A 24,592-nucleotide genomic window follows, 5' to 3' on the forward strand; every position below is an offset into this window, starting at 1 on the left:
TGTCTACGCGACCCCGCGCTTCGTTATGGCGGCCCGCACAAGGTTGGCCTTAAACTCTTCGATGGCCCTGCGGCTACGAAAATTTCGGTTGCGGATCTTGATCGGTTGAGGAAAGCCGAGCTTCTCGTCATGGGTCCAGCGATAAAGGCCCATTAGAGTAGTGTGGAATTCCTTGGCAACGATGGGGTCGGGCACCCATTGGTCAGGCTGGCGCTCGCCCACGTAGCTCGCGGATGAGTTCATTGCTGCGGTGATATGGGCACTTCCGTGAGCGGGCGTGTTCTTCTCAAGATGCTTAGAAAATGCTGCGGCTGTGATGGGGTTCGGACTGCGCATGTTTGGCTCCGTAGTTAACGCGCCAACACAATGCCCACACCAATGGTACCACAAAAGCTGAGGGCAAATGATTGTTTTGCCCCGGCTGCGGTCAGTTTGCTCAGCGCGGCGAAGACAAATTCCAATAATCGTAGTTCTGACGCCATTCGCGCAAACTCTTCGTGGCCGGCGCACGTCCTCCGGACTGCGTCGCCACCTCCCGCTGCAACATGTTGAGCGGCATGGGTTCAGCCCTGGCCCTTGTGGTCGGATCGGGGTGCGTGAGCCGGGCTAAAAGGTATTTGCAGTCAATAAGAGACGCCATGTTGCGCAGCTCGTGCGCGGGCTTGCCTCGGTCGTCACGCATCCCCGCTGTTATCGGCCAACTGCCCCAGGCGTGGTCCTGCGGCAACCCCAGCTGACCCCGGAGGAGATCGACAAACGTTTTCGGCAACTCCTCATCGATCGGAAGCAGATCGACAACCATGTCGAGCAATAGCTTGTTCAGAACATGCGACGGCAACTTGAGAGCGGCGAGCTGCACTGCAATCTCTTCCACTGTCCCCCGGGCACTTACCACCTCGCTCCAAAAGGAACGTGCCGAACCCCGCTGCTCCATTAACGGTAGCTTTTGCACCGCAGTGCGGGACTTGCAGTACCCGTCGGGGAAGATGTCGTAGTTCTCAGCTTCAAACATTGCGTCTAGGCGGTCACACTCAACTTGATTGTCCATCAACCGAACCACATCCGCCAAAGACAAACCGTCCGTTTTTACAAAGCGCTCCGTCATGGCCGCTCTTTCTTCTCTCTTCCTAAGTTTACGATGTTGCTCTCCCGCTCGGCGACCAGGCCTGCGATGTGCGCCGCCCAGTGCTCCAACGCGATGCGTTTCTCAGGTGCATAGGCTGCGCGATTGTATGTTCCGGCCACGCCTCCCTTTGCTCCGCTAATGTGGTTTAACACTGCCTCAACGACATGCGGCGCGACGCCGATCTCGGCCATGCCGGTTGCCGCGGTACGGCGGAGATCATGCAATCGCCAATGTGGAATTTTCATTCTGGAATCTAGACGGCCTTTGATCTTAGACCAGCCGCTAACAGGCGATGCACCCGCCGTCGTCGTAAAAACAAATGTGCTCTGCTCCACATGATCTTTAATCTTGGCAAGAATTTCCTGTGCAAGCTGAGGCAGCGGCACCGAATGAGGCCGACCATTTTTGGTGCGCGCGCTGGGAATATTCCAAACTTTGCCGTCGTCACTCAACTCCGTGGGACTCATTCGTGCAACTTCGTTGAGCCTGCAACCTGTCAGAAGCAATAGCTTGAGGAGTGCACCGAACTCCGCACGCTCGGCATCAGCCGCCTTCCAGAACTTAAGAATTTCTCCATCGGTTAAAACCCGATCGCGCGCTTTCGGCGCGTCCGGACGGTGGACGCCGGCGCAGGGGTTCTGAGTTAGTCGGCGATGCTGCACGAGCCACGCGAACATTCGGGACAGGCAGCTTAGCATTGCGCGAGCGCGTGCTTCGGTCAGACCGTCGCTGCGCCGCGCTAGACCGGGTGCGCCGCTGCGCCGCGTCTCTTCTACTATCGAGTGGATATCATGGCCGTCGATCTCAACGATCGGCCTTTTACACCATCGGTCCGCAAGACCTTTTGGGATAAGAGCTAGCTCGACGGGTCGGATTCCGAGCAGCCGTGCCTGCTCTTGCCAACGACGCGTCTTCTTGCTGGCATATTGTTCGACGAATTCCCTAGCTGCAGTAGCAAATGTATTCTGCGCATGGTCGACGGTCCGAGAGCGGTTGCGCTCCCGTTCGGCCATATGCGTCGCACCCGGGTCACGCCCTTGAGCTATTTGATGGCGCAACTCTGCGACCAACCGGTGCGCGGCAGCGAGCGTCAAATGACCGCCAATTACCGGTGGCGTATCGGGCTCTTTGCCCTCTCGCTCGAACACAGAGCCCAGCAGCAGCTTCGCCGTACGGTTATCAGGTCTTCGGTAACGCAACGCCCAGGATTTTGCGCCGGTGGGCTGAACTATTAGGTGCAGTCCTGGACAACCTCCGTCGGGAATTTCTCGACGCTTTTTATCGGCGCGATATCGCTTCACTGCGGCAGCCGTTAGGGACTTAGCCATTAACCTCTCGGGTAACAAATGGGTAACAACAGTAGCCTGTTATGTGGTGTTACCCGGCGTACATAACGTAAGCTGACAAACGCCTCAAAACAAGGGAAATGCAGCTCATTTTTGATGGCAATTGATAGTGTTGGTTAGCATGCGTAAGCCAAAACCAGCTATTTCCTAAACCGTAGGTCGCATGTTCGAGTCATGCCGGGATCGCCAGCTTTTCGATGACTTAGCTTGATGCCGCCAGGGGCGGAGCGTGGTGGTTTCGCAACGCTACGCATCATGAGCTGATTGATCAGCAGCCTCCCAACGACATTCGTCACAACCATATTGCTTTGGGGAGACTGGCAACAGCAACGCGCCGGCAATTCGAGCCGTGCGTCGTCAGCGATCTCAGGGATTCCCAAGGTGCCGGCGAGCACGGCTCGAAGACATCACCACATCGAGCTATGGGCAGGGGTGTCGCTTGCCATCGTAGCCGAGATACGTTCCCGAAGCCGGGTCGTACGACCGATATTTTTGTTCGCAATAGGACGAGCCATCAGCGGAGTCGTCGTAATCGCCGTAGTAGCCGTCGTCGTAGCCGCCATAGTAAGGCCAGCCCGAATAGGCGCCCAGCGCTAAGGCGCCGCCAAGGCCAAGACCCCCGCCGTAAGCAAATGCGTGGCGGTAGCGATGCCGGAATCCGGCATGATGGAATTGACCGCCATGGAAGCCGGCGCCGGCCGCGACGGACGTGGCGCATGGAAGCCGCCGGCGGCCCGGAAGTGACCAACTCCGCCGTGGAAGCCTCCGCCGCCTCCGAAGTGCCCACCACCGTGAAATCCGCCGCCGCCTCCGAAATGTCCGCCACCGCCCCCATGTCCACCGCCCCCATGTCCGCCGCCGCGCGCAGAGGCGGCCGCTCCCGGCGCCAAGGTTGCGCAAAGAGCGATCACGCCAAGCAATTTCAGTCGTTCCATCGTTTTTTCTCCAGCTACATGATGTCGGCCACGTCTCGACCTTTGCCGGACACTCATTGGCCCGAGACCTGCCGACGACTCCATGTTTGCCGGATGCGCGCTCGCCGTCTTTTCAATAGGCCGCGGATGTTTCAGCTTCGCACGTGAAGCCGGAATCCGAGCGAACAGGCCGCTGATATTGTTGACCTGAGAGCGGTTTCGTAAAACATGGGTTGAAAGTTCGAGTCGTCCCGGGATCGCCATTTTGTCATGGGCAATCGTCGCAGTTTGCCACGCTCGTCGGCGCAAAATTTGCTAGAAGCGAAAGACGTCCTTCCTGGCCTTGCCGACGTGCCGGCCACGCCTCGCTACCCCATCCGGAGACAACAATGCCTTTCGACTTGATCCTGCGCGGCGGCCGTGTGGTCGACCCGTCCCAGAAGCTCGATGCCGTGACGGACATCGCCTTTGCCGGCGGCAAGGTCGCCGCCGTCGGGACCGGGCTCAAGGCCGATCCGGGCACCGATGTGCGCGACGTCTCGCGTTACATCGTGACGCCGGGGTTGATCGATCTGCACACCCATGTCTATTGGGGCGGCACCTCGCTCGGCATCGATGCCGAGGAATTCTGCCGCCTCTCCGGCGTCACCACTGCGGTCGATACCGGCAGTGCCGGTCCCGGCAATTTCGCGGGCTTCCGCAAGCATGTGATCGAGCCGAGCCAGGTCCGCATCCTCGCCTATCTGCACGTCTCGCATGCCGGCATCTTCGGCTTCTCGCACCGGATCATGGTCGGCGAGAGCGAGGAGTTGCGGCTGATGAACCCGATCGAGGCGGCCAAGGTGGCCGATGCCAACCGCGACCTCATCGTCGGCATCAAGGTGCGCGTGGGGCTGCACTCCTCGGGCACGTCGGGGATCGTGCCGCTCGACATCGCGCTCGAGGTCGCGAACGAGGTCGGCATGCCGCTGATGGCGCATATCGACCATCCGCCGCCGAGCTACGAGGAGGTGCTGGGCCGCCTGCGTCCGGGCGACGTGCTGACCCATGCGTTCCGCCCCTTCCCCAACACGCCGGCGACCGCGCAAGGCACAGTGAAGAGGGCGGTGCTGGACGCGCGCGAGCGCGGCGTGCTGTTCGATATCGGCCACGGCAAGGGCTCGTTCGCCTTCAAGACCGCGCGCGCGATGCTCGCCAACGGCTTCTATCCCGACACGATCTCTTCCGACATCCATCAGCTCTGCATCGACGGCCCGGCGTTCGACCAGGTCACGACCATGTCGAAATTCCTGTGCATGGGCATGGAGCTGTCGGACGTCGTCGCCGCCTCGACGGTGAACGCGGCCATGGCGCTGCGGCGTCCCGAGCTCGGCAGCCTCAAGCCCGGTAGCGTCGGCGACGCCACGCTTGTTACGGTCAGGCAGGGCCAGTTCGACTATGAGGACGTCGTCGGCGAGCACCTGATCGGGGATCGCAAGATCGTCTCCGAGGGCGTCGTGATCGGCGGCCGCTGGTGGCATCCGAATTAGGGCTTTGCCTCTTCCCGTGAGAACGGGGAGAGGAAGCTACTCGTTCTTGTCTACATTCCAGAACATCGGCGTCGCCGGGCCGTCGATCACGCCGGTGAGCGATTTGCGCCAGGCGCTCGGCGCCTGGAACTGGCCGAGCGGGACGTAGATCACCTGGTCGTAGGCTTCCTTCTGCACCTCAAGCGCGATCTTCTTGCGCTCCTCGGGCGAGGTCGCGCGGGCAAAGGAATCGCGCAACTCCTCGAGCTTGGGGTCCTCGGACCAGCCGTACCAGCCGCCACTCGTGCCCTTGCCGACCATCGGGACGTTGACCAGCGGGTTCAAGGAGTCGGCGGCGCCCTGGTAGGTAAAGAACATGTTCCAGCCACCTTCCTTCGGCGGCTTCTGGATTGCCCGGCGGGTGACCACGGTCTGCCAGTCCATCGCCTGCAGATCGACCTTGAAGCCGGCGTCGCGCAACAGCTGTGCGACCACGACCGGCTGCGCCTTCAGCAGGATCTGATCGGTCGGCGCCAGGATCACCACGGGCGTGCCGTCATAACCGGCCTCGGCCAACGCCTTCCTGGCGTCCGCCATGCCGTTGCCCTTTATCAGGGTCTCGCCGCCGGCGTCGCTGGCGAGCGGCGTGTCGCAGATGAAGAACGCGCCGCACAGCTTGTAGTATTTGGGATTGCCGATCTGCGCGTCGAGCACGTCCTTCTGGTTGATCGCCAGCATCGCGGCGCGGCGGATCTTCACATTGTCGAATGGCGGATGCAGAAAATTCATCCGGCCGAACGACTGGAAGCCGAACTTGTTCAGGATGGATACGTTGATGTCCGGATTGGACTCGAGCGCGGGCAGCATGTCGAATGGCGGCGTCTCGACGAAATCGACATCGCCTGACTGCAGCGCGTTGAGCGCGGTCTGCGCGTCCGGCATCGTGATCCACTCGACCCGGTCAACCTTGGCCACCTTGCCGCCCGAGGTCCATTCGGCCGGCTCCTTGCGCGGCACATAGTCGGTGTTCTTTTCGTAGACGGCCTTCACGCCGGGCTGGAATTCGGCCGCGACGAATCTGAACGGGCCGGAGCCGATCTGCTCGGGAATCTGCTTGGTGATCGGGGTTTCAGCAAGCCGCTTGGGCATCATGAAGGCGCAGACCGACGATGGCTTGGCGATCGTCTCCAGCACCAGGCCATAGGGCTCCTTCAGCTTGAAGACGATTGTTTTGGCGTCCGCGGCTTCGATACCGGCCGTGAAGTCCATCAGCTTGCGCGCCATGCCGTCGACGCTCGTACCCCAGCGCTTCAGGGAGGCCACGCAATCCTCGGCCGTCACCGGTGCACCGTCATGCCACTTCAGGCCGTCGCGCAAGGTGAAGGTGTAGGTCAGCTTGTCCGCGGACACTGTCCAGTCGGCCATCTGCGGCTGCACCTTGAAGCTGGAATCGATGCCGAGCAGCGTATCGTAGACCATGTAGCCATGGTCGCGGGTGATGATGGCTGTCGTGAAGCCAGGGTCGGTGACGCGAAGGTCCGATTGCATCACCGCGCTCAGGGTCTTCTTTCCGGTCGCGGCAGATACAACCGACGTCCAGGCCAGAGGAAGTGCCGATGGCGCAACAGCCGCAAGCTGAAGCAGTTTCCGTCGCGAGACGTGAACCATTCGCTTCTCCTGACTTGACGCAAAACGAAACCAGATGGCGGTTGCCGAACACGGGCAGCGTATGGCGGGGAGCCACACGTGACAAGCAGGGGTTGCTTCTACCGATCTGGATTCGTTAGCGGACAAGCAAGGGCTGTGCCGCCGAAGCCGGCGGTAGGAGCAATCGTCGAAAGTCGTCGCGCTCTTGACGGACGCGCGTCAGTCGCGCCCCGCCTCCATGATCGCCTTGGCCAGCCGCGCCGGATCGGAGAAGCACAGCTCGTGGCTTCCCGGCACCTGCACCAGACGGAACAGGCCGAGCTTCTCCGAGAGCCGCGGATGCCAGGGATGGCTGTGCGGCATCGCGACGTCCTCGGTGCAGTTGATGTAGGACTTTGCCAGCGGCATCTCCGCCGGATTGGTCTTGAGCGCGATCTTGTCGGTGAAAGTCGCGAACGGATGCGGGTTGAGCACGTCATAGGCGCGCTGCGCGGTCTCGAGATCGGCATCGTTGATGAAGGCTTCGCGCCAGATCGGGAAGGGCAACACCACAGAGCTGTCGCCGCGTTCGGCCGCGATCGCTTCGAACAGCCCGATAAAGTGCGGCGGCACCATGTCGTTGAGGCATTCGCCGTTGTTGGGCACGAAGGCATTCCAATACACCAGGCGGCGAATGCGCTCGGGCGCGAGGTCGGCGACGCCGGTGATGATCATGCCGCCATAGGAATGGCCGAGCAGGACGATGTCCTTCAGATTGTTTTCGGCGAGATAGTCGGCGATCGACTGGATCGCGTCCTTCAGCCCGGTCGTCTTGGCATCGCCGGGGCGATTGCCCTTGATTGTCGGCGTATAGACCTTGTGGCCGGCGGCGCGGATCGGGGCCGCGACGGGTTCGAACTCGGCACCGGTGTGCCAGGCGCCATGGACGAGAACGTAGGTCGACATGTTGTAGCTGCTCCCGAGGGTGTGGTTAGATCGGCATGACGTGGGTCCTTTGCGGCGCTCGCGAGGCGCAGCGGACAATTCTTGTTGTGCGAAGTGTGAACCGGCCGGCCATTTTCCGCTTGGCTGGCGCTGAACCGGATTGGTCTCGGAGCGAACTGATGGAGCAGGTCACAAGCCGGCCGCGGCACGTCGTCTGGAACACCGCAGTGACGCGGCCGGACGAGCAGTTTTCCTATTACCGCGAGGCGATCTGCCAGGCATTCATGAACCTGACGCCGGAATCGGCGACGACGTCGCGCTTCCCTGCGAAGGTGGAGACGATCGGGCTCGGCGCCGGCGCAATCAACCGGGTGATGTTTCCCGAGCATACCGTCAATCGCTCGCGCGCCGATATCGCAGCATCGACCGAGAGCTGCTTCTATCTCAACTTCAAGCTGGCCGGGCGCTGCCGCATGCTCCAGGGCGACAGCGAGGTCAGCCTGTCGCGCGGCCAGGTCGGCATCGTCGACAGCGACCGCGAGGTGACGCTGCTGCACGATCGCGGTCCGATGCTGGGGGTCGCTTCGTTCTGGGTGCCGTCGCGCGCCCTGCGCGACCGGCTGCCGCCGTCGTTCGATTTCAGGGCCGAGCGCGTCTCCGACGATCCCCATGTCGGTCACCTCATCGTCGAGACCGCGCGCTCCCTCAACGCCGGCGCATTGCGGATGGCGGAAGAGGACAGCATTCGGCTGTTCGACGTGCTGCTCGATCTCGTTGCGCTCAGCCTGTCGCGCCGCTCGCGGGCGCAGACGGCGGAAGCCGCAAGCTTTGCAGACGCGACCGTGCTGGCGCTGCGCCGCGCCATTCACGAGCGGCTGCGCGAGCCGGGACTGACGGTCGCGGCGGTCGCCGGCTCCGTCGGCATCAGCGAGCGCTATGTCCACAAGCTGTTCGAACGCTCCGGCACGACATTTTCGGACTACGTGATCGATCGCCGCCTCGTGGGCGCGGCGGCCGACCTGAAGGATCCGGCATCGGGCGGCCGCGCGATCGGCGCTATCGCCTTCGACTGGGGGTTCTCCGATCTCTCCCACTTCGCGCGGCGCTTCAAGCAGCGCTTCGGCTGCCGCCCACGCGATTGGCGTGCGCGATGAACAGAGCTACAGCGACCTCGCGATCAGCAGCTTCATGATCTCGTTGGTGCCGCCATAGATCTTCTGGATGCGGGAATCGATGAAGATGCGGGAGATCGGGTATTCCTGCATGTAACCGTAGCCGCCGAACAGCTGGAGGCATTCGTCGGCGGTCTGGACCTGCTTGTCCGAGCACCAGTATTTCGCCATCGACGCCGTGACGGTGTCGAGATCCCCGGCGACGAGGCGCTCAATGCACCAGTCGACGAAGACGCGCGCAATCATCGCTTCGGTCTTGCGCTCGGCGAGCGTGAAGGCGGTGTTCTGGAAATCCATCAGCGGCTTGCCGAACGCCTTCCGTTCCTTGGTGTATTCGGTGGTGAGCTTGACCGCGCGCTCCATCGAGGCGACCGCGCCAACCGCAAGCGCGAGGCGCTCCTGCGGCAATTGCTGCATCAGCTGGACAAAACCCTGGCCTTCCTCCTTGCCGAGCAGGTTTTCCGGCGGCACCGTGACGTTGTCGAAGAACAGTTCTGACGTGTCGGAGGCATGCAGGCCGATCTTGTCGAGGTTGCGCCCGCGCTTGTAGCCGTCCGCGCCCGCGGTCTCGACCACGATCAGCGAAATGCCCTTGGCACCCACATCGCCGGTGCGCGCGACCACGACGACGAGATCGGCGGCCTGGCCGTTGGTAATAAAAGTCTTCTGGCCGTTGATGACGTAGGAATTGCCCTGCTTCTTCGCGGTGGTCTTGACGGCCTGCAGGTCCGAGCCGGTGCCGGGCTCGGTCATGGCGATGGCACCGACCATCTCGCCGGAAGCCATCTTCGGCAGCCAGCGCTTCCTTTGCTCCTCCGAGCCGTAGTTGAGGATGTAGTGCGCGACGATGGCGCTGTGCACGGAGACGCCGGTGGTGAGCTCCGGCACCGTGCTTTCGAGATCGTCGAGCACGGCGGCGTCATAGGCGAAGGTGGCGCCGAGGCCGCCATATTCCTCCGGCACGCTCGCCAGCAGGGCGCCCATCTCGCCGAGCCCGCGCCAGGCGAAGCGGTCGACCATCTTCTGCTCGCGCCATTTCTCGGCATGCGGCGCCAGATCCTTGGCCAGATATTTCCGGAACTGGTCGCGGAAGATTTCGAGCTCTTCGGTCATCCAGGAGGAGCGGTAGGACATGGTCACCTCGGTCAATGCGGCTTTCCGGCCTTGGTAGGCTGGTCGGCGGCGGCAATTATTGTGTTTTCAGGCTGCGCCGGTGACGCTACCAAGGCGGCCGGAAAACGCGTCTGTCGGGGTGTCTGATCTTGGCTGTCAAAATGCAGGAGCTCAAGCTCGACATCGAGCGCATCGGCACGGTCTCGGCGATCCTGACGCAGCCGGACAATGCGCGCGCCTGCTACGTCCTTGCGCACGGCGCCGGTACCGACATGCGCCATGCATCGATGGACAAGATTGCGGAGGGGCTCGCCGGTCGAGGCATTGCGACGCTTCGCTTCAATTTCCCCTACATGGAGAAGAGGCTGGGGCGTCCCGATCAGCCTGCGGTCGCGCATGCCGCCATCCGTGCGGCCGTCGAGGAGGCAGCGCGGCTCTGCCCCGGCTTGAAGCTCGTTGCCGGCGGAAAGTCGTTCGGCGGGCGCATGACCTCGCAGGCGCAGTCCAAGGCGCCGCTACCTGACGTCAAAGGGCTCGCCTTCCTCGGCTTTCCCCTGCACGCCGACAAAAAGCCGTCGACGGAGCGCGCCGAGCACCTGGTCCATGTCGAGATCCCGATGCTGTTCCTGCAAGGCACGCGTGACGGGCTTGCCGATCTCGGCCTCCTCAAGCCCGTGATCGCGCAGCTCGGCCCGAAGGCGACGCTGCACGAGGTCGCCGGCGGCGATCATTCCTTCGCGGTGCTGAAGAAGTCCGGCCGGACGAATGAAGAGGCCCTCACAGAGGTGCTCGATACGCTGGCGGCCTGGATCGATGAGCTCGCTTAAGGCTCAAGCGGAATAAAGCCCCTTGTCCCGCGCCTTCTGGATCGCGAGCGCGGCGATCAGGTCGAGCGTCGGCGTCGACAGGCCGGCGGTGCGGGCGAAGGCGGCGGGCGCCTTCACCAGCACGTCGATCTCCATGGCGCGGCCGAGCTCGTAATCCTGGAGCAGCGACGGCTTGTGGTTGGGGGCGGGGCCGCTGCGCGTCACGCGCTTGACCTCGGGGATGAAGTGCTGCGCGATGTCGTTAGCCTCGTTCAGCATGCGCGGAATGACCTCGGCAAAGGCCGGGTCGTCGCGCACTCCGCGCGCGGTCTGGCCGGTGAGCAGGCACAGCACCGACAGTGACATGTTGGTCAGGAGCTTTGACCAGATCGCCTCGCGGATCTCCGCCACCGGCGGCGATTCCAGCCGAGCATCGTTGAGAACGCCGCGAAGCCTGGTGATGCGCTCGCAATTGCGGTCGTCGCATTCGCCGATCAGCAGGCGGTTGCGGTCCGGCGTCAGGTTCTGCACCACACCGGGCGCGGTCACCTCGTTGGAGGAGAAGACGACGCCGCCGACGATCCGCTCTTTCGGGATGCAAGCGCGCAAGCGCCCGCCGGGGTCGAGGAAGGAAATGTCGGGCGGCGTCGGATGCCGCGGCGGCAGGCCGATGCCGTACCACCAGGGAATACCGTTCTGCGCAAAGACGATCGCGGTGTCGTCATGGAGCAGCGGTTTTATGCTGGCGACCAGGCCCGTCAGCGCGGTCGCCTTGAGCGTGCTGATCACGACGTCCTGCGGGCCGAGCTGGGCCGCATCGCCGGAGGCGTTCACCTTGGCGGTGACCTCGGAATCGCCGACGCGCAGCTTCAGGCCATTGGCGCGGACCGCCTCCAGATGGGCGCCGCGCATCACGCACGAGACCTCATGGCCGGCGCGGGCCAGCCTGACCGCGATATGGCTGCCGACGGCGCCCGCGCCGAAAATGCAGATGCGCATGGTGTGATGTCCCGTCCCTGATCCCGTGATGTCGCCCGGCAGCAGCATGACACAAGCCGCCATGCGATGGACGCGGCCGCCCTACGCCGGAAAGATATGGATCGGGATGAGTTGCCTCAGCCATAGTGGGCGGCAAACAAGATGACCGGAGGATCGCCGATGACTGCCAACCCCGTCCTGTGGACCCTCGATGAGCGTGGGGTTGCGACCGTCACGTTGAACCGGCCTGAAGTGAACAATGCCTATGACGGCGCATTGATCGCAGGCGTGCTCGCGGCCATGGACGATCTCGGCAGGAAGTCCAACCTTCGCGTCGTCGTGCTCCGGGGCAATGGCAAGCATTTCCAGGCCGGCGCCGACCTCAAATGGATCAACGGCGTGCGGCCGCAATCGGCTGAGGCGAACGAGGCGGCGTCGCGGGCGACCTTCGAGGCCGTGCAGCGGCTCAATACCTTGCCAATCCCGACCATCGCGCTGGTACAGGGCGGCTGTTTTGGCGGCGGCACCGGCGTGATTGCCGCTTGCGACGTCGTGATCGCGGCGGACAATGCGCTGTTTTCGATCACGGAGGTGCGCTGGGGGCTGACCGCCGCGATCATCATCCCGCAGCTTTGCGATGCCATTAGTGTACGGCAAGTCCGCCGTTACGCGCTGACAGGCGAACGCTTCGGCGCCGAAGACGCCCGCCGCATCGGCCTCGTCCACGAGGTCGTCCCGCTCGCCGAGCTGGAGGCTGCCGGCGCCAAGGTGGTCGAGCAGCTCCTTGCCAACGGACCGGAGGCGATGGCCGAGACCAAGCGGCTCGCGCTGGAGAGCTCGTTTGGCGGGATGGCGGTGGACGATGCCGCGTACAAGCGGCTCGTGCACCTGCATTCGGTCAAGCGTCAGAGCGCGGAGGCGGCGGAGGGCCTAGCGTCGTTCGCCGAAAAGCGCGCGGGGCGTTGGAGCAACCAAGGGTAGATTTTGCTCCGGCGATGTGCTGGATGGCCACCACTATCGAGAGTGTGGGGGCTGAGAGGTCATGCGTCGGAAGTTCATTCTTGCACTGCCGTTGCTCGTCGCAATCTGGCCCGGTCATGCAAGCTCCGATGACAGCGTCGTCTGCAATGACGAGAAGGTTGCCTCCAACATACGCATCGAGATCTGCACAAGACTGCTCGATCAGGAGAAGAACAAGGAGAGCCGATCCCGACTGCTGGCCCGCCGCGCCGATGCCTATTTTGACAAGGACGACTTCGCACATGCCTTGACCGATTTCGACGAAGCGATTGCAAATCATCCGGGGAATGCTGACGCCTTCATGCATCGCGGTTTCCTGCACTGGTACCGTCTCGAAGATGACGCCGCGTTCAAGGATTTCGATGCGGCGCTCCGGCTTGATCCGGCGCCATCGCGCCTGTTGTCCCGGGGGCGGAGATACGTTTTGCTGCGACAGTTCGATGCTGGGATCGCCGACATGACACGGGCGATCAAGCTCGATCCTCGTTCCGGGGACGCCTATGCGGATCGCGCATGGGCTTACAGCCGGAAAAAGGCATTCGATCTCGCGATCGCGGACTATGACCGGTTGCTCAAGCGTGACCCGAGCGACGGCCGCAGCACGCTGGCGCGTGACAATGTGCGCGCGGCGAAGGGCGCCGGTGTGAAATCCATCGATGAATACGGCCGCATGTTGGTTGCGCGGCTGCAAATCGAAAAGTCCTATCCGCGGCAGGCCGTCAGCGACAGGGTCGAAGGGGTGGCGGAGCTTGCATTCAGCATCACCCGCTGGGGATTGCTCGCGGCGAGCAGCGTGAAAACCAGCTCAGGCTCGGCCATGCTGGATGAGGCGGCGCTCAATCCCGGCAGCAGGTCGATCGAGGCCTTCGTGATCTCACTGATCTATCGAAATCAGTCGGAACGTTAGGCGCCTTGAGCTCGGTTGCGATCTCAGCAGCCGCGGCAGATGTTGTTGATGCTGCGATAGACGGCATCGTCGTCCTGCCGCATCTGGCGCATCGATTCGAGCGTCTTGCTTTCCGCGCTCGGCTCCGGCTTGCGCTTGGCGGCCAGCGCGGCTTCCTGACGTTGGTAACACGCTTCGCGCTCCGGCTTGGCCTGTATGAGCCGGCATTGCGCGACCTCGGCGCGGGCCGGGGCCGTACCGCCCATGATGCCGATCGCGATGGCGGCGGCCACGTTTATCCTTGATCCCATCGTCATTCCCCCGAACCACTCATTATCACATAGCAATCCGATACCATCTGCATCGGACCTCTGTCCCAAATCTCGTCGGCGGCGGATCGAGGCGAATCTCCGTAATTCCGCGGGGCCTTCCTTAAGGGTTCAATCATTCCCCGCCATTAGGGTTACGACAATTGTCACGCCATGGTGTCGAATGCACAGACAAGTTTTGGGACTTTGGAAAGCCGGATCGATCGTCGCCGCGGCGGCGGGGCTGCTGGTTCTGCAATCGGCTGCCGCTTCACCGCGATTGATCTCTCTGGCGTTCAATTCCCAGCTGGGGAGCCCGCAGCAAATCGGAGCCGATGAGTTTCGCCAGAAGCTGGTGGCGTCGGCCGGCAAGCGCATCGTGATCGACGAGCGGGCCACCAACGCGCTCGGCAGCGAGAACGCCATCCTGGCGGCGACCCGGGCCGGCTCGGTCGATATGGCGGTGCTGTCGGGGTCTGTGGTCAGTTCGGTCGTCCCCGAACTTGGCGTGTTCGACATTCCCTTCCTGTTCCGCGACACAGCCCACGCGAAGGCCGTGGCGCAAGGTCCGGCCGGCGCGGCGATCGCCACTAAATTCGCCGACAAGGGGCTGACGCTGCTGGCGATCGGCCGACAGGGATTTCGCAACGTCACGAATTCCAAACGGCCGGTTCGCTCGCCCGAGGATATCAAAGGGCTCAAGATTCGCGTCATTCCGAACGAGATCTACCAGATGACGTTCAAGGCGCTCGGCGCCGAAGTGGTCCCGATGGAATTTCCGCTGGTCTATACCGCGCTGAAGGACGGCCGGCTCGATGGGCAGGAAAATCCGGTGCCGACCATCGCCGGCTCCCGGCTCTACGAAGTCCAGAAATACCTCACGCTGACCGGTCACTTCTTCGCGCCGATCGCATTCGTCGCCAACCGTGCCATGTTCGAACAGCTTCCGCCGGCCGACCAGGCCATGCTGATCGCGCTGGCGAAGGAGGGAGCGGAGGCGACCTGGCAGGCGAAGCTCGATGCCGCGTCGCTCGAGCAGGTGCGTAGCGGCGGCATGGACGTCATCGAGACATTCGATCGCCAGCCGTTCGTCGACGCGGTCAAACCGCTCGATCAGGAATTCGAGAAGCGGTTCGGCAAGGATCTGCTCGCCGCCATCCGCTCCACCCGTTGAAGAATTTCGGATTTGCCATGAAATTATCGCACATGATGTCCCGCGTCGGCGTTCGTCCGCGCGTGTTCGGCGGCTTCGCGCTGGTTCTCAGCTTTCTGGTCCTGCTCGGGGGCTTCGCCATGGTCCAGGTCGAGCGGATCGGCGGAACGGTCAATGAGCTCGTGACCAGCGCTGCCGGCGACGCCGGCATGTCACAGGCGCGGGCCGCGCTTCTGGAGGCGAACTCGGCGGTCGAGAAATTCATCCGAACCTGGAATGTCGGCGACAAGGATGCCGCGGCCAAGGCGATCGACGGCGTCGGCAAACTGGCCGATCAGGTCGACCGGCAGTTCGGCAAGCTGCAAGCGATCGCGGAAGGCATCGGCCCGGTCAAGACCGCGCTGGAAACCTATCGCTCGTCGTTCACCGCGGCAGCGGAGGCGGCGGATCGGCTGCGCGCCGCGACCACGAAAACCGACGCCCAGGGTGCAGCCGCCGGCCTCAATGTCAGCGGCATTCAGGTTGCGCTCGCCAACCGGTCCGAAGACGCGGAACGGCTGGTCAACCCGATGCGTCTGGCCGGCGTCGTTGACGCACTGCGGATCACCGTGATGCGCTATGGCTCCACTTTGTCGACGGGCGATGCCGACGACGCCAAGCAGGCCTTGTCCTACGCCCAGCTGGCGATCGCGGACACCGAGGCTGAGCTGGCGGGGGCGAACGACGCCAAACTGAAGGCGCTGGTCGCCGCGCTCAAGACCGCGATCACTGCCGACGCGGCCGCGCTGGACGAGGTCATCAAGGTGGCCGCCGATCTGCGCGCCAGGCAGGCCGAATTGAAGAAGGCCAGTGCGGCCATCGACGACCACGTCAACAAGATCAACGCGAAGCTCGGCACTGTGCGCGCCGAGCAGGGCGACAAGACCGCGGCAGCGGTCGATCAGACCAAGCAGACCGTCATCGCGACCGCGACCGGCGCGCTGCTGCTGGGAGCGGTGCTGGCGTGGTTGATCGGCGCCAGCGTGTCCGGTCCGATTCGCAGCATGACCGACCGGATGCAATCGCTGGCGGCGGGCGAGCTCGATGAGCCGATCCCCGGCGGCGACTCGCGCGACGAAATCGGCCGCATGGCGCGCGCCGTCGAGGTGTTCCGCGAAAACGCGCTGGCGGTTCGCCGCATGGAAGGCGAGGCGACGGCACAGCGCGAAGCCAGCGAGGCTGACCGCGCCCGCATGATGTCGGATCTTGCCGGCCGCTTCGAGCAGGGCATGCAGGGAGTCATTTCCGGTGTCGGCGGCCGTGCCGACGACATGGGGCGCAGCGCCGAGGAGTTGGCAAAGGTCGCCGAACGCGGACGCGGGCTCGCCGAAGCGGTCGCGACCCGCGCCGAGCAGGCATCGATGAATGTGCAGACCGTCGCCTCCGCCACCCAGCAACTCGCGGCCTCGATCCGTGAAATCTCGAGCCAGGTGCACCGCTCCGTCGCGGTCTCGAACAGGGCGACCGACGAGACCAACCGCACCTCAGAATTGATGCATGGGCTGTCGGATGCGGCTGAGAAGATCGGCACCATCATTCAGCTGATTCAGGCCATCGCCAGCCAGACCAATTTGCTGGCGCTGAACGCGACCATCGAAGCGGCGCGCGCCGGCGACGCCGGCCGGGGCTTCGCGATCGTCGCCAGCGAGGTCAAGAGTCTCGCCACCCAAACGGCGCAGGCGACCGAGCAGATCGCCAGCCAGATCGCGACGATCCAGAGTGCGACCGGCCAATCGGTTCAGGCGATCAGGCAGTTCGGCTCCACCGTCAAGGAAATGGCCGACATCGCCACGGCGATTGCCGCGGCCGTCGAAGAGCAGGGCGCGGCCACGGGCGAAATCGCGCGCAACGTCGAAGAGGCGGCCAACGGCACCTCGGCGGTGACGCAGGAAATCGGGCAGGTGCGCGCCGTGGCAGGCGAGACCGACGCCGGCGCCGAAGCCGCCCTGACGGTCGCAGCCGCCCTGAAGCAGCAGGCGGATTCGATGAGGTCGAACGTCGACGATTTCCTCCACACCATCCGCTCGGCGGCCTGAACCCCGGGAAAACCGGGGACGCCACGGGGGCGAACGAGGCGGCCTTACAGCACCGGTAGCAGCGCGCTCTTCAATTCGCGCAAGAGCGCCTGCACCGCGGCGGCGTTGCGCCGCCGCTCGGGGATCGCGGCCTTGACCCACAGCTCGGGAATTGGAAAGTCGCGCAGCACCGGCTTGAGCGTACCGTCGCGCAGGGCATCCGCCACGAGATAATGGGAGATCAGCGCGATGCCGTTGCCGGCGATCGCGCTGCGCGCCAGCACATGGCCCTCGTTGGAGGAGAGCAGCGGGCTGACCTGGATGCTGATGCGCCCGCGCGGGCCGTCGAAGATCCACTCCGGTCCCGTCGGCAGGAAGCTGAGGCAGCGATGGTCGACAAGGTCGCGCGGGTGCTTTGGCGCGCCGTGCTTCTTCAAATAGGCCGGTGAGGCGCAGAGCAGCCGCTTCAGCGGACACAGCGGCTCGTCGACCACACCGCCGAAGGAATGAGGGAAGGCGCCGATGGCGATGTCAAAGCCTTCGGTGACGGGATCGACCGGGCGGTCGATCAGCACGATCTCGAGTTTCAATCGCGGGTTCTGCGTCTGGAAGGCGCTGAAGGCGTCGGCAAGGCGCGCCACGGTGAGCGAGGTCGGCGCCTTGATGCGGAGGTGATCGACGAGATCGTGTCCCTTCTCGCCCATCCGCGAGAGCAGGTCGGTGGCATCGGCGACGACACTGCGGGCGCGATGCACATAGCGCTGGCCGGCTTCCGTCAGGCGTAATTGCCGGGTCGAGCGATGGAACAGCGGCGCGCCGATCCGCGCCTCCAGTTGCGTGACGCGCTTGGCCACGACCGAGGTCGAGACATTGAGCTTGCGCGCGGCGGCGGAGAATCCGGCCGTATCCGCGGTGGCGAGGAAGGCCTGAAGGTTCACCAGGATGTCCATGTCGACCTTTCTCGATTCGAGAAAGCTGATCGCGTATTTTGGTGGATTGTAGCTCGCCCTGCGTTAATTCATAGTCGGCTTCAAGCAAGAGATTTTGGGAGCGGACGCGCATGCGGGCCATGATGATCGAAGAACCGGCACGCCAGGTGCCGCTCTACGGCGAATATGAAGTCGTCGTTCTCGGCGGCGGACCCGCCGGCATCGTGGCGGCGGCGTCAGCGGCGCGCGCGGGACGAAAGACGCTGCTGATCGAGCGCTACGGCTTCCTCGGCGGCATGGGCACGGCTGCCGGCGTCACCAATTTCTGCGGCCTGCATGGCAATGTCTACGGCCAGGCCCACCGGCTGGTACAGGGCATGGCGTCCGATCTGCTGGCGCGGATCGATCATTTGAACGGCCTCAACGCACCGCACCTGATCCTCGGCAAGGTCTTCGCCCAGGCCTATGACACCGCGGCCTACAAGATCGCGGCCGACGAGCTGCTCGCCAGCCACAAGGTGCACATCCTCTTCCATGCGCTCGGTGCCGGCGTCGTGATGGGCGACAACTGCCGCATCGATGCGCTGATGGTCGAGACCAAGGCCGGACGGCAGGCCGTCCGCGCCGAGATCTTTATCGACTGCTCCGGCGACGGCGACCTCGCGGTCTGGGCCGGGGCGCCCTTCGAGCTCGGTGACGAGCACGGCCATCCGATGTACCCCTCGATGATGCTCCGCCTCAACGGCATCGATCCCGAGAAGGCTGGCGATGCCTGGCGCACCATCCCGCAATTGATGGAGAAGGCGATCGCCGCCGGCACCCACACATTCCCGCGCAAGAGCGCAATCGTGCGGCCGCAGAAATCAGGCATCGAATGGCGGGTGAATTTCACCCAAGTGGCGCGTGAGGACGGCCATGCCATCAACGGCATCGAGCCCGACGACCTCACCCGCGGCGAGATCGAGGGCCGCAAGCAGGCGCTGGCCGCATTCGAGTTCCTGCGCAGCACCGTGCCGGGCTTCGAAAAGTCCTACATCGTCGATTTGCCGCCGCAGCTCGGTATCCGCGAGACCCGCCGCATCAAGGGCGGCTACCAGCTCAGCGGCGAGGATGTGCTCGGCTGCGCCTCGTTCGCGGATTCCATCGGCGTCAATGGCTGGCCGATCGAGGCCCATGTTCCCGGCGACGTCGTCTTCACGTTCCCGCCAATCCCGGAATCGCGCGGCTATAACGAGCTGCCTTACCGGATGCTGGTGCCCGAGGGCGTCGACAATCTCCTCGTCGCCGGCCGCTGCGCCTCGATGACCCATGAGGGCCAGTCGGCGGCGCGGGTGTCCGGTGCCTGTTTCGTGATGGGGGAGGCCGCCGGTTCCGCCGCGGCGCTCGCGCTCTCAGGAAACCGCATCCCGCGCGATATCCCCATTGAAAAATTACAGGAAACGTTGAAACAACAGGGCGCCTTCATCGGGCGGGACCAGCCCGTGCCTGAAGGTTTGTGACGGTTGTAACATTACGACCGAGAGAACGACGACGGAGGAGACGGAATGATCGGGATTGCGCGGCTCGCACTGGCTGGCCTGATGGCGATCACAGCGATGGGCACGGCCCGGGCCGAAGACGCGCTGAAGGCCAGGGTCGGCGTGCTCCGCCTGTCGTCGTCCGCGCCCGTCTTCATTGCGCAGGACAAGGGCTATTTCCGCGAGGCCGGTCTCGACGTCGAGCTGAAGTTCTTCGATGCGGCGCAGCCGATCGCGGTGGCGACCACATCGGGCGACGTCGATTTCGGCGTCACCGCATTCACCGCCGGTCTCTACAATCTCGCCGGCAAGGGCACGCTGAAAGTGATCGGCGGCATGAGCCGAGAGAAGGCCGGTTATCCCCTGATCGGCTATTTCGCCAGCAACAACGCCTATGCCGCCGGGCTGAAGACGCCGAAGGACCTCGCGGGCAAGCGCGTAGCCGTGACGCAGGTTGGCTCGTCCTTCCACTATTCGCTGGGGCTGCTCGCCGACAAATACGGTTTCAAGCTCGCCGACGTGAAGATCGTGCCGCTGCAATCGCTGTCGAACGCGGCCGCCGCCTTGAAGGGCGAGACGGTCGATGCGGCGCTGCTGCCGATCTCCACCGCGCGAAAGCTGATGGACGAAGGCGGCGCGAAGTTTTTGGGATGGGTCGGCGACGAGACGCCGTGGCAGCTCGGCGCAGTGTTCGCTTCGCCGAAGACGCTGACCAACAAGGTGCTGGTGACGAAATTTCTCGGCGTGCTCGCGAAAGCCGACCGCGAATATCACGACGTCATCCTCGCAGCCATGAAGGACGGCGTCGCCCCCATCAACGACAAGACCAGGCCGCTGCTGGAGATCATCGCCAAATACACCAATTTGCCGGTCGAGCAGGTGGTCGGCAATTGCGCCTATATCGATCCCGACGGCAAGCTGGACGTCAAGAACGTCGACAACCAGATCAAATGGCTCCAAGAGCAGGGATTCGCGGACAAGGGCTTTGATGTGAACACGATCATTGCCAAGGATTTTGTGAAGGCGGATTGAGAGTAGAACGCAGCTTATGGACCTGATCGCCAACCACATCAGCCATCGCTTCGGTGACCTCGCCGTGCTCGACGACGTTTCCTTCACCGTCGGTGCCGGCGAGGTGGTGGCGATCGTCGGGCCTTCGGGATGTGGCAAAAGCACGCTGCTGTCGATTCTCGGCGGACTGTTGCAGCCATCGTCGGGCGCGCCCGAGCTGCGCGGATCGCCGCCGGCGGACAGTCTCAATCCGCTGACCTTCGTGTTCCAGGATTTCGCGCTGCTGCCCTGGGCGACGGTGGAGGAGAATGTCGAATTCCCGCTGCTGCATACCCAGCTCTCGGCCGTGCAGCGCCGCGCGCTGGTCGACGATGCCCTGCGCCGCACCGGCTTGACCGATTTTCGCACAACCTATCCGAAGCAGCTTTCCGGCGGCATGCGCCAGCGCGTCGGCATTTCGCGCGCGCTTGCGGTCAAGCCCGCCATCCTGCTGATGGACGAGCCGCTGTCGGCGCTGGATTCGCAGACCCGCGAACTTTTGATGGAAGACTTCGTCCGCCTGCTCGCCGATGGCGGCATGGGCGCAGTCTATGTCACCCACAATCTCGAGGAAGCCGCACGGCTCGCCGACCGCATCGTGGTGCTGTCGCGGCGGCCGGGCCGTATTCGCGAAGTCGTGGCCGTACCGATGACGCGCACCGAGCGCGGCGAGATCGCTGCGCGTGAAAAGCTGCTGGCGCTTCAGAACCAGATCTGGTCGCTGATCCGCAACGAGGCGATCGACGCCGAGCGCGAGGTCCAGCATGCTTGATCGCGCGGGGACGTCTGCGAAGGACGACACGACGCGGCGCGTCCGTTTTCGCGGCGCCGGCTTCGTGCCCGCCAGCAGCCGCTTCGGCGGCTGGATCGCGCTCGCCCTCGTCATCGCGATCTGGCAGGCGGCCGGCAGCGCCGGGCTCGTCAATCCGCTGTTCCTGCCGGCGCCGGCTGCGATCGCGCGCGCGATCTACGAGCTCGCGATGTCAGGCGCGCTGTGGCAGCATCTGTCGGCCTCGATCCTGCGCATCGGCGTCGGCTGGGTGCTGGGAACGGCGGCCGGCGTCGCGGTCGGCTTCGCCATCGGCCTGTCGCGGCTTGCGCGCAGCGTCGGCATCACCTTCATCTCGGCGCTGTTCCCGATCCCGAAGATCGCACTTCTGCCATTGCTCATTCTCTGGCTCGGCATCGGCGAAGAGCCGAAGATCGCGACCATTGCGCTCGGCGTGTTCTTCTCGACCGCAATCTCGGTCTATAGCGGCGTCGATGCGGTGCCGCGCAACCTCATCCGCATGGCGCAGAGTTTCAACGTTCCCTTCGCCACCATCGTGCGCAAGGTGATCTGGCCCGGCGCGCTGCCCGCCATCCTCGCCGGCTTCCGCATCACCGCGTCTGTCGCACTGCTGCTCGTCGTCAGTGCCGAGATGATCGGCGCCCAGTATGGCATCGGCGCCTTCGTGCTTCAGGCCGGCAATCTGATGCAGACGGACCAGCTGCTCGCGGGCGTGGTGATCCTGTCGGTGTTCGGGCTTGTGGTGGGGAAGGTGATCGGCTGGCTGGAGACGCGGTTGCTGCACTGGCGGTAGCCGCAACCCGCGCGACTGCAGGGTGGGCAAAGCGTAAGCGTACCCACCATCTCTTCATCAGTCGCTGAAGTGTGGTGGGCACGGCGCAAGGGCGCCTTTGCCCACCCTACGAAACCGGCGGCTCACGCATTCCCGCGATCTTCCCGAAACAGATCCAGCTTCTGCTGCACCGGGCGATCCGAGAAGCTGAACAGCACGGCGTCGTCTTCGGCTTCGTGCGTCACCCACTGCCAGCTCGGCACCACGAACAGATCGCGCGGGCCCCATTCGAAAACGGCATCGCCAATCCGGCTGCGTCCTTTGCCCTCGATCGGACAGAACACCGTCGCATCGGTCGCGCGGTAGCGTGCGGTCTTGAAACCCTTCGGCAGCAACTGGATGAAGGTGCCGATGGTCGGCATTGCGAAATCGCCGGTCTCGGGATTGCTGAATTTCAGCTTCAATCCGTGGCAGGCGTCCCACTCCTGGCTCGCGCGTGCCTTCTCCAGCGCCTCGCGGGTGTAGGCATAGGGATAGCTGAAGATCGGAGAGGTCTTGGACGATCGCTTCACGTCGACCGGTAGCAGATTGTGGCCGTAGCGCGCAAAGCTGTCGCCGGCGGGCTTTGTGATCCTCTGCTGGTCGTCCTTGGAACCTTCCGCAAAGGAGCAGTCGAAGAACTGCACCAGCGGGATGTCGAGGCCGTCGAGCCAGAACATCGGCTGGTCGGTCTCGTTGGAATGATCGTGCCAGGTCATCGACGGCGTGATGATGAAATCGCCGGGCTCCATCGCGGTGCGCTCGCCGTCGACCGCGGTGTGAGCGCCCTTGCCTTCGAGCACGAAGCGCAGCGCCGACTGGCTGTGGCGGTGTGCGGGCGCGACGTCGCCGGGCACCACCATCTGCACGCCGGCATAGAGCGAGGTCGTGATTTTCGACTGGCCGCGCAGGCCGGGGTTCTCCAGCACCAGCACGCGCCGCTCGGCTTCCTTGGCCGTGATCAGTCGGCCTGCTTCCGTCATGTAGTCGCGGATGACGTCGAATTTCCACAGATGCGGCCGGCAGGCGCTCCTCGGCTCCGGCGTGATCAAATCGCTCATCACCGTCCACAGCGCGGTGAGGTTTTCGCCGTCAATCTTCTTGTAGAAGGCCTCGCGTTCCGGCGTCTTGGTCACGGCTTCCATGGTGCGGCTCCCGTTCGTTTTGTTGATTGACAGTATACTGACGATCTAGGTAGCGTCAACGTGACGAACGGCCTACAAAGCCGCTGTCATTCCGGGGCGCGCCGAAAGGCGCGAGGCCTGAATCCATACTCCCGATCGTGGTTATGGATTCCGGGCTCGACGCTAACGCGTCGCCCCGGAATGACGAACAAAATACAGGGAGGGTTCCGATGAAGCTGCACGGCTATTTCCGCTCCAGCGCCGCCTATCGGGTGCGGATCGCGCTGAACCTCAAGGGCCTCGGCGCCCAGCACCTGCCGCATCATCTTCGCAAGGGCGAGCAATGTGCGCCCGCCTATCTCGCCATCAATCCGCAAGGGCTGGTGCCGACGCTGGAGAACGATGCGGGAGCGGTGCTGACCCAATCGGTCGCCATCATCGAATGGCTCGACGAGACGCATCCCAATCCGCCGCTGCTGCCGAAGGATCCGCTGCGGCGCGCGAAGGTGAGGGCGTTCGCGCTGGCGATCGCCTGCGACACCCACCCGGTGCAGAATTTGAAGGTGCTGGCGCGGCTGCGCGAGCTTGGGCTCGCCGAGGAGAAGGTCCAGGACTGGGCGGCGTGGGTCAACCGCGAGGGGCTGTCGGCCTGCGAGACGCTGATCAGGGACGAGCCGGGGCCGTTCTGCTTCGGCGATGCGCCGACGCTCGCCGATCTCTGCCTGGTGCCGCAGCTCGCCAATGCCCGCCGCTTCGGCGTCGATGTGTCGACCTATCCGCGGCTGCTGAAGGCGGAGGCTGCGGCAAAGGCGCTGCCGGCCTTCGCAAACGCCGCGCCGGAGAAGCAGCCCGATGCCGAGTAAGCCCGCCCCTCCGATCACGATCGACGCGGTCTATGCCGCGCCGGGCTATCTGTTCCGGCGCATGCAGCAGATCGCAGTCTCGATCTTCATGGAGGAGTGCAAGGCGTTCGATCTCACGCCGGTGCAATATGCGGCGCTGATCGCGATTCACACCCACCCCGGCATCGACGCGACACGGCTGTCGGCGGTGATCGCCTTCGACCGCTCCACCCTCGGCAGCGTGATCGAGCGGCTGCAGGCCAAGGATTTTATCGAACGCAAGCCGGCACCCGAAGACAAGCGGATCAAGCTGCTCTATCTGACGAAATCGGGCGCCGCGATCCTGCGCGAGATCATCCCCGCCGTCGAGCGCGCCCAGGCGCGGATGCTGGAGCCGCTGAAACCCGCCGACCGCAAGGCGCTGATGGGGCTTTTGGTGCAGCTCGTCGACCTCAACAACGAGGCCTCGCGCGTGCCGCTGCGCGCGGAGGACGCGCTGGAGCATATGGGGAAGGCGGGGTGAGCGGGATGGTCGGCGGATGCGGTGACGCTGTCGCCTTTATCTCCGCTGTCA

General features: G+C 64.0%; 25 protein-coding genes. 14 read left to right on the plus strand and 11 right to left on the minus strand.

Annotated features, from left to right (window positions below):
• Positions 1-3: 3 nt before the first annotated feature.
• The 4 genes from AB7G19_RS03905 to AB7G19_RS03920 form a co-directional block, all read right to left on the minus strand.
• On the minus strand, positions 4-336 hold the full coding sequence (locus AB7G19_RS03905) for a hypothetical protein (RefSeq protein ID WP_354125730.1): 333 nt from the start codon (positions 334-336) through the stop codon (positions 4-6).
• A 100-nt stretch (positions 337-436) separates the two neighbouring features.
• Positions 437-1,105 (minus strand): hypothetical protein, encoded by a 669-nt coding sequence (locus AB7G19_RS03910; protein ID WP_354125729.1) that lies wholly within the window; start codon positions 1,103-1,105, stop codon positions 437-439.
• The gene (locus AB7G19_RS03915; RefSeq protein ID WP_354125728.1) at positions 1,102-2,454 is read right to left on the minus strand and encodes a tyrosine-type recombinase/integrase; all 1,353 of its coding nucleotides are present in this window, start codon (positions 2,452-2,454) and stop codon (positions 1,102-1,104) included. Before AB7G19_RS03915 ends, AB7G19_RS03910 begins: the two co-directional genes overlap by 4 nt.
• Positions 2,455-2,892: 438 nt before the next feature.
• Positions 2,893-3,270 carry a BA14K family protein gene (locus tag AB7G19_RS03920; protein WP_441268816.1) on the minus strand — a complete coding sequence of 126 codons (378 nt, stop codon included), beginning with the start codon at positions 3,268-3,270 and terminating at the stop codon, positions 2,893-2,895.
• Here AB7G19_RS03920 and AB7G19_RS03925 point away from each other — a divergent pair.
• A complete protein-coding gene (locus AB7G19_RS03925) occupies positions 3,189-3,554 on the plus strand; it encodes a hypothetical protein (protein WP_441268865.1) in 366 nt (121 codons plus the stop codon). The genes AB7G19_RS03920 and AB7G19_RS03925 overlap by 82 nt on opposite strands.
• Positions 3,555-3,775: 221 nt before the next feature.
• Entirely contained in the window at positions 3,776-4,915 is a 1,140-nt protein-coding gene (locus AB7G19_RS03930; RefSeq protein WP_063980668.1) for an amidohydrolase/deacetylase family metallohydrolase, read from the plus strand.
• 36 nt (positions 4,916-4,951) lie between these two features.
• Here AB7G19_RS03930 and AB7G19_RS03935 read toward each other — a convergent pair whose 3' ends face one another.
• Together AB7G19_RS03935 and AB7G19_RS03940 are read right to left on the minus strand one after the other, a co-directional pair.
• Positions 4,952-6,562, minus strand: a complete 1,611-nt coding sequence (locus AB7G19_RS03935; RefSeq protein WP_063980669.1) for an ABC transporter substrate-binding protein — start codon at positions 6,560-6,562, stop codon at positions 4,952-4,954.
• Between the two features lie 198 nt (positions 6,563-6,760).
• Positions 6,761-7,486, minus strand: a complete 726-nt coding sequence (locus AB7G19_RS03940; protein WP_063980670.1) for an alpha/beta fold hydrolase — start codon at positions 7,484-7,486, stop codon at positions 6,761-6,763.
• A 158-nt stretch (positions 7,487-7,644) separates the two neighbouring features.
• On the opposite strand from AB7G19_RS03940, the gene AB7G19_RS03945 reads away from it, so the two are divergent.
• On the plus strand, positions 7,645-8,619 hold the full coding sequence (locus AB7G19_RS03945) for a helix-turn-helix domain-containing protein (RefSeq protein ID WP_063980671.1): 975 nt from the start codon (positions 7,645-7,647) through the stop codon (positions 8,617-8,619).
• Positions 8,620-8,625: 6 nt separating this feature from the next.
• On the opposite strand, the gene AB7G19_RS03950 is transcribed toward AB7G19_RS03945, so the two are convergent.
• A complete protein-coding gene (locus AB7G19_RS03950) occupies positions 8,626-9,771 on the minus strand; it encodes an acyl-CoA dehydrogenase family protein (protein WP_063980672.1) in 1,146 nt (381 codons plus the stop codon).
• Positions 9,772-9,899: 128 nt separating this feature from the next.
• On the opposite strand from AB7G19_RS03950, the gene AB7G19_RS03955 reads away from it, so the two are divergent.
• On the plus strand, positions 9,900-10,577 hold the full coding sequence (locus tag AB7G19_RS03955; protein WP_063980673.1) for an alpha/beta hydrolase family protein: 678 nt from the start codon (positions 9,900-9,902) through the stop codon (positions 10,575-10,577).
• 3 nt (positions 10,578-10,580) lie between these two features.
• Here AB7G19_RS03955 and AB7G19_RS03960 read toward each other — a convergent pair whose 3' ends face one another.
• A complete protein-coding gene (locus AB7G19_RS03960; RefSeq protein ID WP_063986031.1) occupies positions 10,581-11,555 on the minus strand; it encodes a 2-dehydropantoate 2-reductase in 975 nt (324 codons plus the stop codon).
• Between the two features lie 159 nt (positions 11,556-11,714).
• Between AB7G19_RS03960 and AB7G19_RS03965 the strand changes: the two genes are divergently transcribed.
• Both AB7G19_RS03965 and AB7G19_RS03970 read left to right on the plus strand, forming a co-directional pair.
• Positions 11,715-12,515 carry an enoyl-CoA hydratase-related protein gene (locus tag AB7G19_RS03965; RefSeq protein ID WP_063980674.1) on the plus strand — a complete coding sequence of 267 codons (801 nt, stop codon included), beginning with the start codon at positions 11,715-11,717 and terminating at the stop codon, positions 12,513-12,515.
• Between the two features lie 91 nt (positions 12,516-12,606).
• Complete coding sequence (locus AB7G19_RS03970) at positions 12,607-13,461, plus strand: TonB family protein (RefSeq protein WP_441267726.1); 855 nt, start codon at positions 12,607-12,609, stop codon at positions 13,459-13,461.
• Between the two features lie 23 nt (positions 13,462-13,484).
• Here the strand turns inward: AB7G19_RS03970 and AB7G19_RS03975 are convergent, their stop codons facing one another.
• Positions 13,485-13,733: a hypothetical protein gene (locus AB7G19_RS03975; RefSeq protein WP_231143801.1), complete on the minus strand. Its 249-nt coding sequence runs from the start codon at positions 13,731-13,733 to the stop codon at positions 13,485-13,487.
• Positions 13,734-13,932: 199 nt separating this feature from the next.
• Between AB7G19_RS03975 and AB7G19_RS03980 the strand changes: the two genes are divergently transcribed.
• Positions 13,933-14,922: a TRAP transporter substrate-binding protein gene (locus tag AB7G19_RS03980; protein WP_231145451.1), complete on the plus strand. Its 990-nt coding sequence runs from the start codon at positions 13,933-13,935 to the stop codon at positions 14,920-14,922.
• 17 nt (positions 14,923-14,939) lie between these two features.
• A complete protein-coding gene (locus AB7G19_RS03985; RefSeq protein WP_231143802.1) occupies positions 14,940-16,976 on the plus strand; it encodes a methyl-accepting chemotaxis protein in 2,037 nt (678 codons plus the stop codon).
• A 44-nt stretch (positions 16,977-17,020) separates the two neighbouring features.
• Here AB7G19_RS03985 and AB7G19_RS03990 read toward each other — a convergent pair whose 3' ends face one another.
• Positions 17,021-17,905 carry a LysR family transcriptional regulator gene (locus tag AB7G19_RS03990; RefSeq protein ID WP_063980677.1) on the minus strand — a complete coding sequence of 295 codons (885 nt, stop codon included), beginning with the start codon at positions 17,903-17,905 and terminating at the stop codon, positions 17,021-17,023.
• A 110-nt stretch (positions 17,906-18,015) separates the two neighbouring features.
• Here AB7G19_RS03990 and AB7G19_RS03995 point away from each other — a divergent pair, with 110 nt between their 5' ends.
• Genes AB7G19_RS03995 through AB7G19_RS04010 form a run of 4 tightly spaced genes read left to right on the plus strand, consistent with a single transcriptional unit; the run spans position 18,016 to position 22,034 of the window.
• On the plus strand, positions 18,016-19,383 hold the full coding sequence (locus tag AB7G19_RS03995; RefSeq protein ID WP_063980678.1) for an FAD-dependent oxidoreductase: 1,368 nt from the start codon (positions 18,016-18,018) through the stop codon (positions 19,381-19,383).
• 45 nt (positions 19,384-19,428) lie between these two features.
• A complete protein-coding gene (locus AB7G19_RS04000; protein WP_063980679.1) occupies positions 19,429-20,433 on the plus strand; it encodes an ABC transporter substrate-binding protein in 1,005 nt (334 codons plus the stop codon).
• A 16-nt stretch (positions 20,434-20,449) separates the two neighbouring features.
• Positions 20,450-21,223, plus strand: coding sequence for an ABC transporter ATP-binding protein (locus AB7G19_RS04005; RefSeq protein WP_063980680.1), 774 nt, complete (start codon positions 20,450-20,452; stop codon positions 21,221-21,223).
• A complete protein-coding gene (locus tag AB7G19_RS04010; RefSeq protein ID WP_063980681.1) occupies positions 21,216-22,034 on the plus strand; it encodes an ABC transporter permease in 819 nt (272 codons plus the stop codon). The genes AB7G19_RS04005 and AB7G19_RS04010 overlap by 8 nt, the downstream gene beginning before the upstream one ends.
• Before the next feature lie 122 nt (positions 22,035-22,156).
• Here the strand turns inward: AB7G19_RS04010 and gtdA are convergent, their stop codons facing one another.
• Positions 22,157-23,197, minus strand: a complete 1,041-nt coding sequence (gene gtdA / locus AB7G19_RS04015; RefSeq protein WP_063980682.1) for a gentisate 1,2-dioxygenase — start codon at positions 23,195-23,197, stop codon at positions 22,157-22,159.
• 209 nt (positions 23,198-23,406) lie between these two features.
• Here gtdA and maiA point away from each other — a divergent pair, with 209 nt between their 5' ends.
• Together maiA and AB7G19_RS04025 are read left to right on the plus strand one after the other, a co-directional pair.
• Entirely contained in the window at positions 23,407-24,039 is a 633-nt protein-coding gene (gene maiA / locus AB7G19_RS04020; RefSeq protein WP_063980683.1) for a maleylacetoacetate isomerase, read from the plus strand.
• A complete protein-coding gene (locus AB7G19_RS04025) occupies positions 24,029-24,541 on the plus strand; it encodes a MarR family winged helix-turn-helix transcriptional regulator (RefSeq protein ID WP_063980684.1) in 513 nt (170 codons plus the stop codon). The genes maiA and AB7G19_RS04025 overlap by 11 nt, the downstream gene beginning before the upstream one ends.
• The last annotated feature ends 51 nt before the right edge of the window (positions 24,542-24,592 follow it).

Source organism: Bradyrhizobium sp. 215_C5_N1_1 (assembly GCF_052075935.1).
GTDB classification, from domain to species: Bacteria; Pseudomonadota; Alphaproteobacteria; order Rhizobiales; family Xanthobacteraceae; genus Bradyrhizobium; species Bradyrhizobium barranii.

What these genes read in the sequence shown, in the direction of transcription:
- gtdA (WP_063980682.1), bottom strand. Translation starts at nt 23,197, where the DNA reads ATGGAAGCCGTGACCAAGACGCCGGAACGCGAGGCCTTCTACAAGAAG.
- AB7G19_RS03905 (WP_354125730.1), bottom strand. Translation starts at nt 336, where the DNA reads ATGCGCAGTCCGAACCCCATCACAGCCGCAGCATTTTCTAAGCATCTT.
- AB7G19_RS03995 (WP_063980678.1), top strand. Translation starts at nt 18,016, where the DNA reads ATGCGGGCCATGATGATCGAAGAACCGGCACGCCAGGTGCCGCTCTAC.
- AB7G19_RS04010 (WP_063980681.1), top strand. Translation starts at nt 21,216, where the DNA reads ATGCTTGATCGCGCGGGGACGTCTGCGAAGGACGACACGACGCGGCGC.
- AB7G19_RS03935 (WP_063980669.1), bottom strand. Translation starts at nt 6,562, where the DNA reads ATGGTTCACGTCTCGCGACGGAAACTGCTTCAGCTTGCGGCTGTTGCG.
- AB7G19_RS03915 (WP_354125728.1), bottom strand. Translation starts at nt 2,454, where the DNA reads ATGGCTAAGTCCCTAACGGCTGCCGCAGTGAAGCGATATCGCGCCGAT.
- AB7G19_RS03945 (WP_063980671.1), top strand. Translation starts at nt 7,645, where the DNA reads ATGGAGCAGGTCACAAGCCGGCCGCGGCACGTCGTCTGGAACACCGCA.
- AB7G19_RS04000 (WP_063980679.1), top strand. Translation starts at nt 19,429, where the DNA reads ATGATCGGGATTGCGCGGCTCGCACTGGCTGGCCTGATGGCGATCACA.
- AB7G19_RS03985 (WP_231143802.1), top strand. Translation starts at nt 14,940, where the DNA reads ATGAAATTATCGCACATGATGTCCCGCGTCGGCGTTCGTCCGCGCGTG.
- AB7G19_RS03990 (WP_063980677.1), bottom strand. Translation starts at nt 17,905, where the DNA reads ATGGACATCCTGGTGAACCTTCAGGCCTTCCTCGCCACCGCGGATACG.
- AB7G19_RS04025 (WP_063980684.1), top strand. Translation starts at nt 24,029, where the DNA reads ATGCCGAGTAAGCCCGCCCCTCCGATCACGATCGACGCGGTCTATGCC.
- AB7G19_RS04005 (WP_063980680.1), top strand. Translation starts at nt 20,450, where the DNA reads ATGGACCTGATCGCCAACCACATCAGCCATCGCTTCGGTGACCTCGCC.
- AB7G19_RS03965 (WP_063980674.1), top strand. Translation starts at nt 11,715, where the DNA reads ATGACTGCCAACCCCGTCCTGTGGACCCTCGATGAGCGTGGGGTTGCG.
- AB7G19_RS03910 (WP_354125729.1), bottom strand. Translation starts at nt 1,105, where the DNA reads ATGACGGAGCGCTTTGTAAAAACGGACGGTTTGTCTTTGGCGGATGTG.
- AB7G19_RS03950 (WP_063980672.1), bottom strand. Translation starts at nt 9,771, where the DNA reads ATGTCCTACCGCTCCTCCTGGATGACCGAAGAGCTCGAAATCTTCCGC.
- maiA (WP_063980683.1), top strand. Translation starts at nt 23,407, where the DNA reads ATGAAGCTGCACGGCTATTTCCGCTCCAGCGCCGCCTATCGGGTGCGG.
- AB7G19_RS03980 (WP_231145451.1), top strand. Translation starts at nt 13,933, where the DNA reads ATGCACAGACAAGTTTTGGGACTTTGGAAAGCCGGATCGATCGTCGCC.
- AB7G19_RS03940 (WP_063980670.1), bottom strand. Translation starts at nt 7,486, where the DNA reads ATGTCGACCTACGTTCTCGTCCATGGCGCCTGGCACACCGGTGCCGAG.
- AB7G19_RS03925 (WP_441268865.1), top strand. Translation starts at nt 3,189, where the DNA reads ATGGAAGCCGCCGGCGGCCCGGAAGTGACCAACTCCGCCGTGGAAGCC.
- AB7G19_RS03960 (WP_063986031.1), bottom strand. Translation starts at nt 11,555, where the DNA reads ATGCGCATCTGCATTTTCGGCGCGGGCGCCGTCGGCAGCCATATCGCG.
- AB7G19_RS03930 (WP_063980668.1), top strand. Translation starts at nt 3,776, where the DNA reads ATGCCTTTCGACTTGATCCTGCGCGGCGGCCGTGTGGTCGACCCGTCC.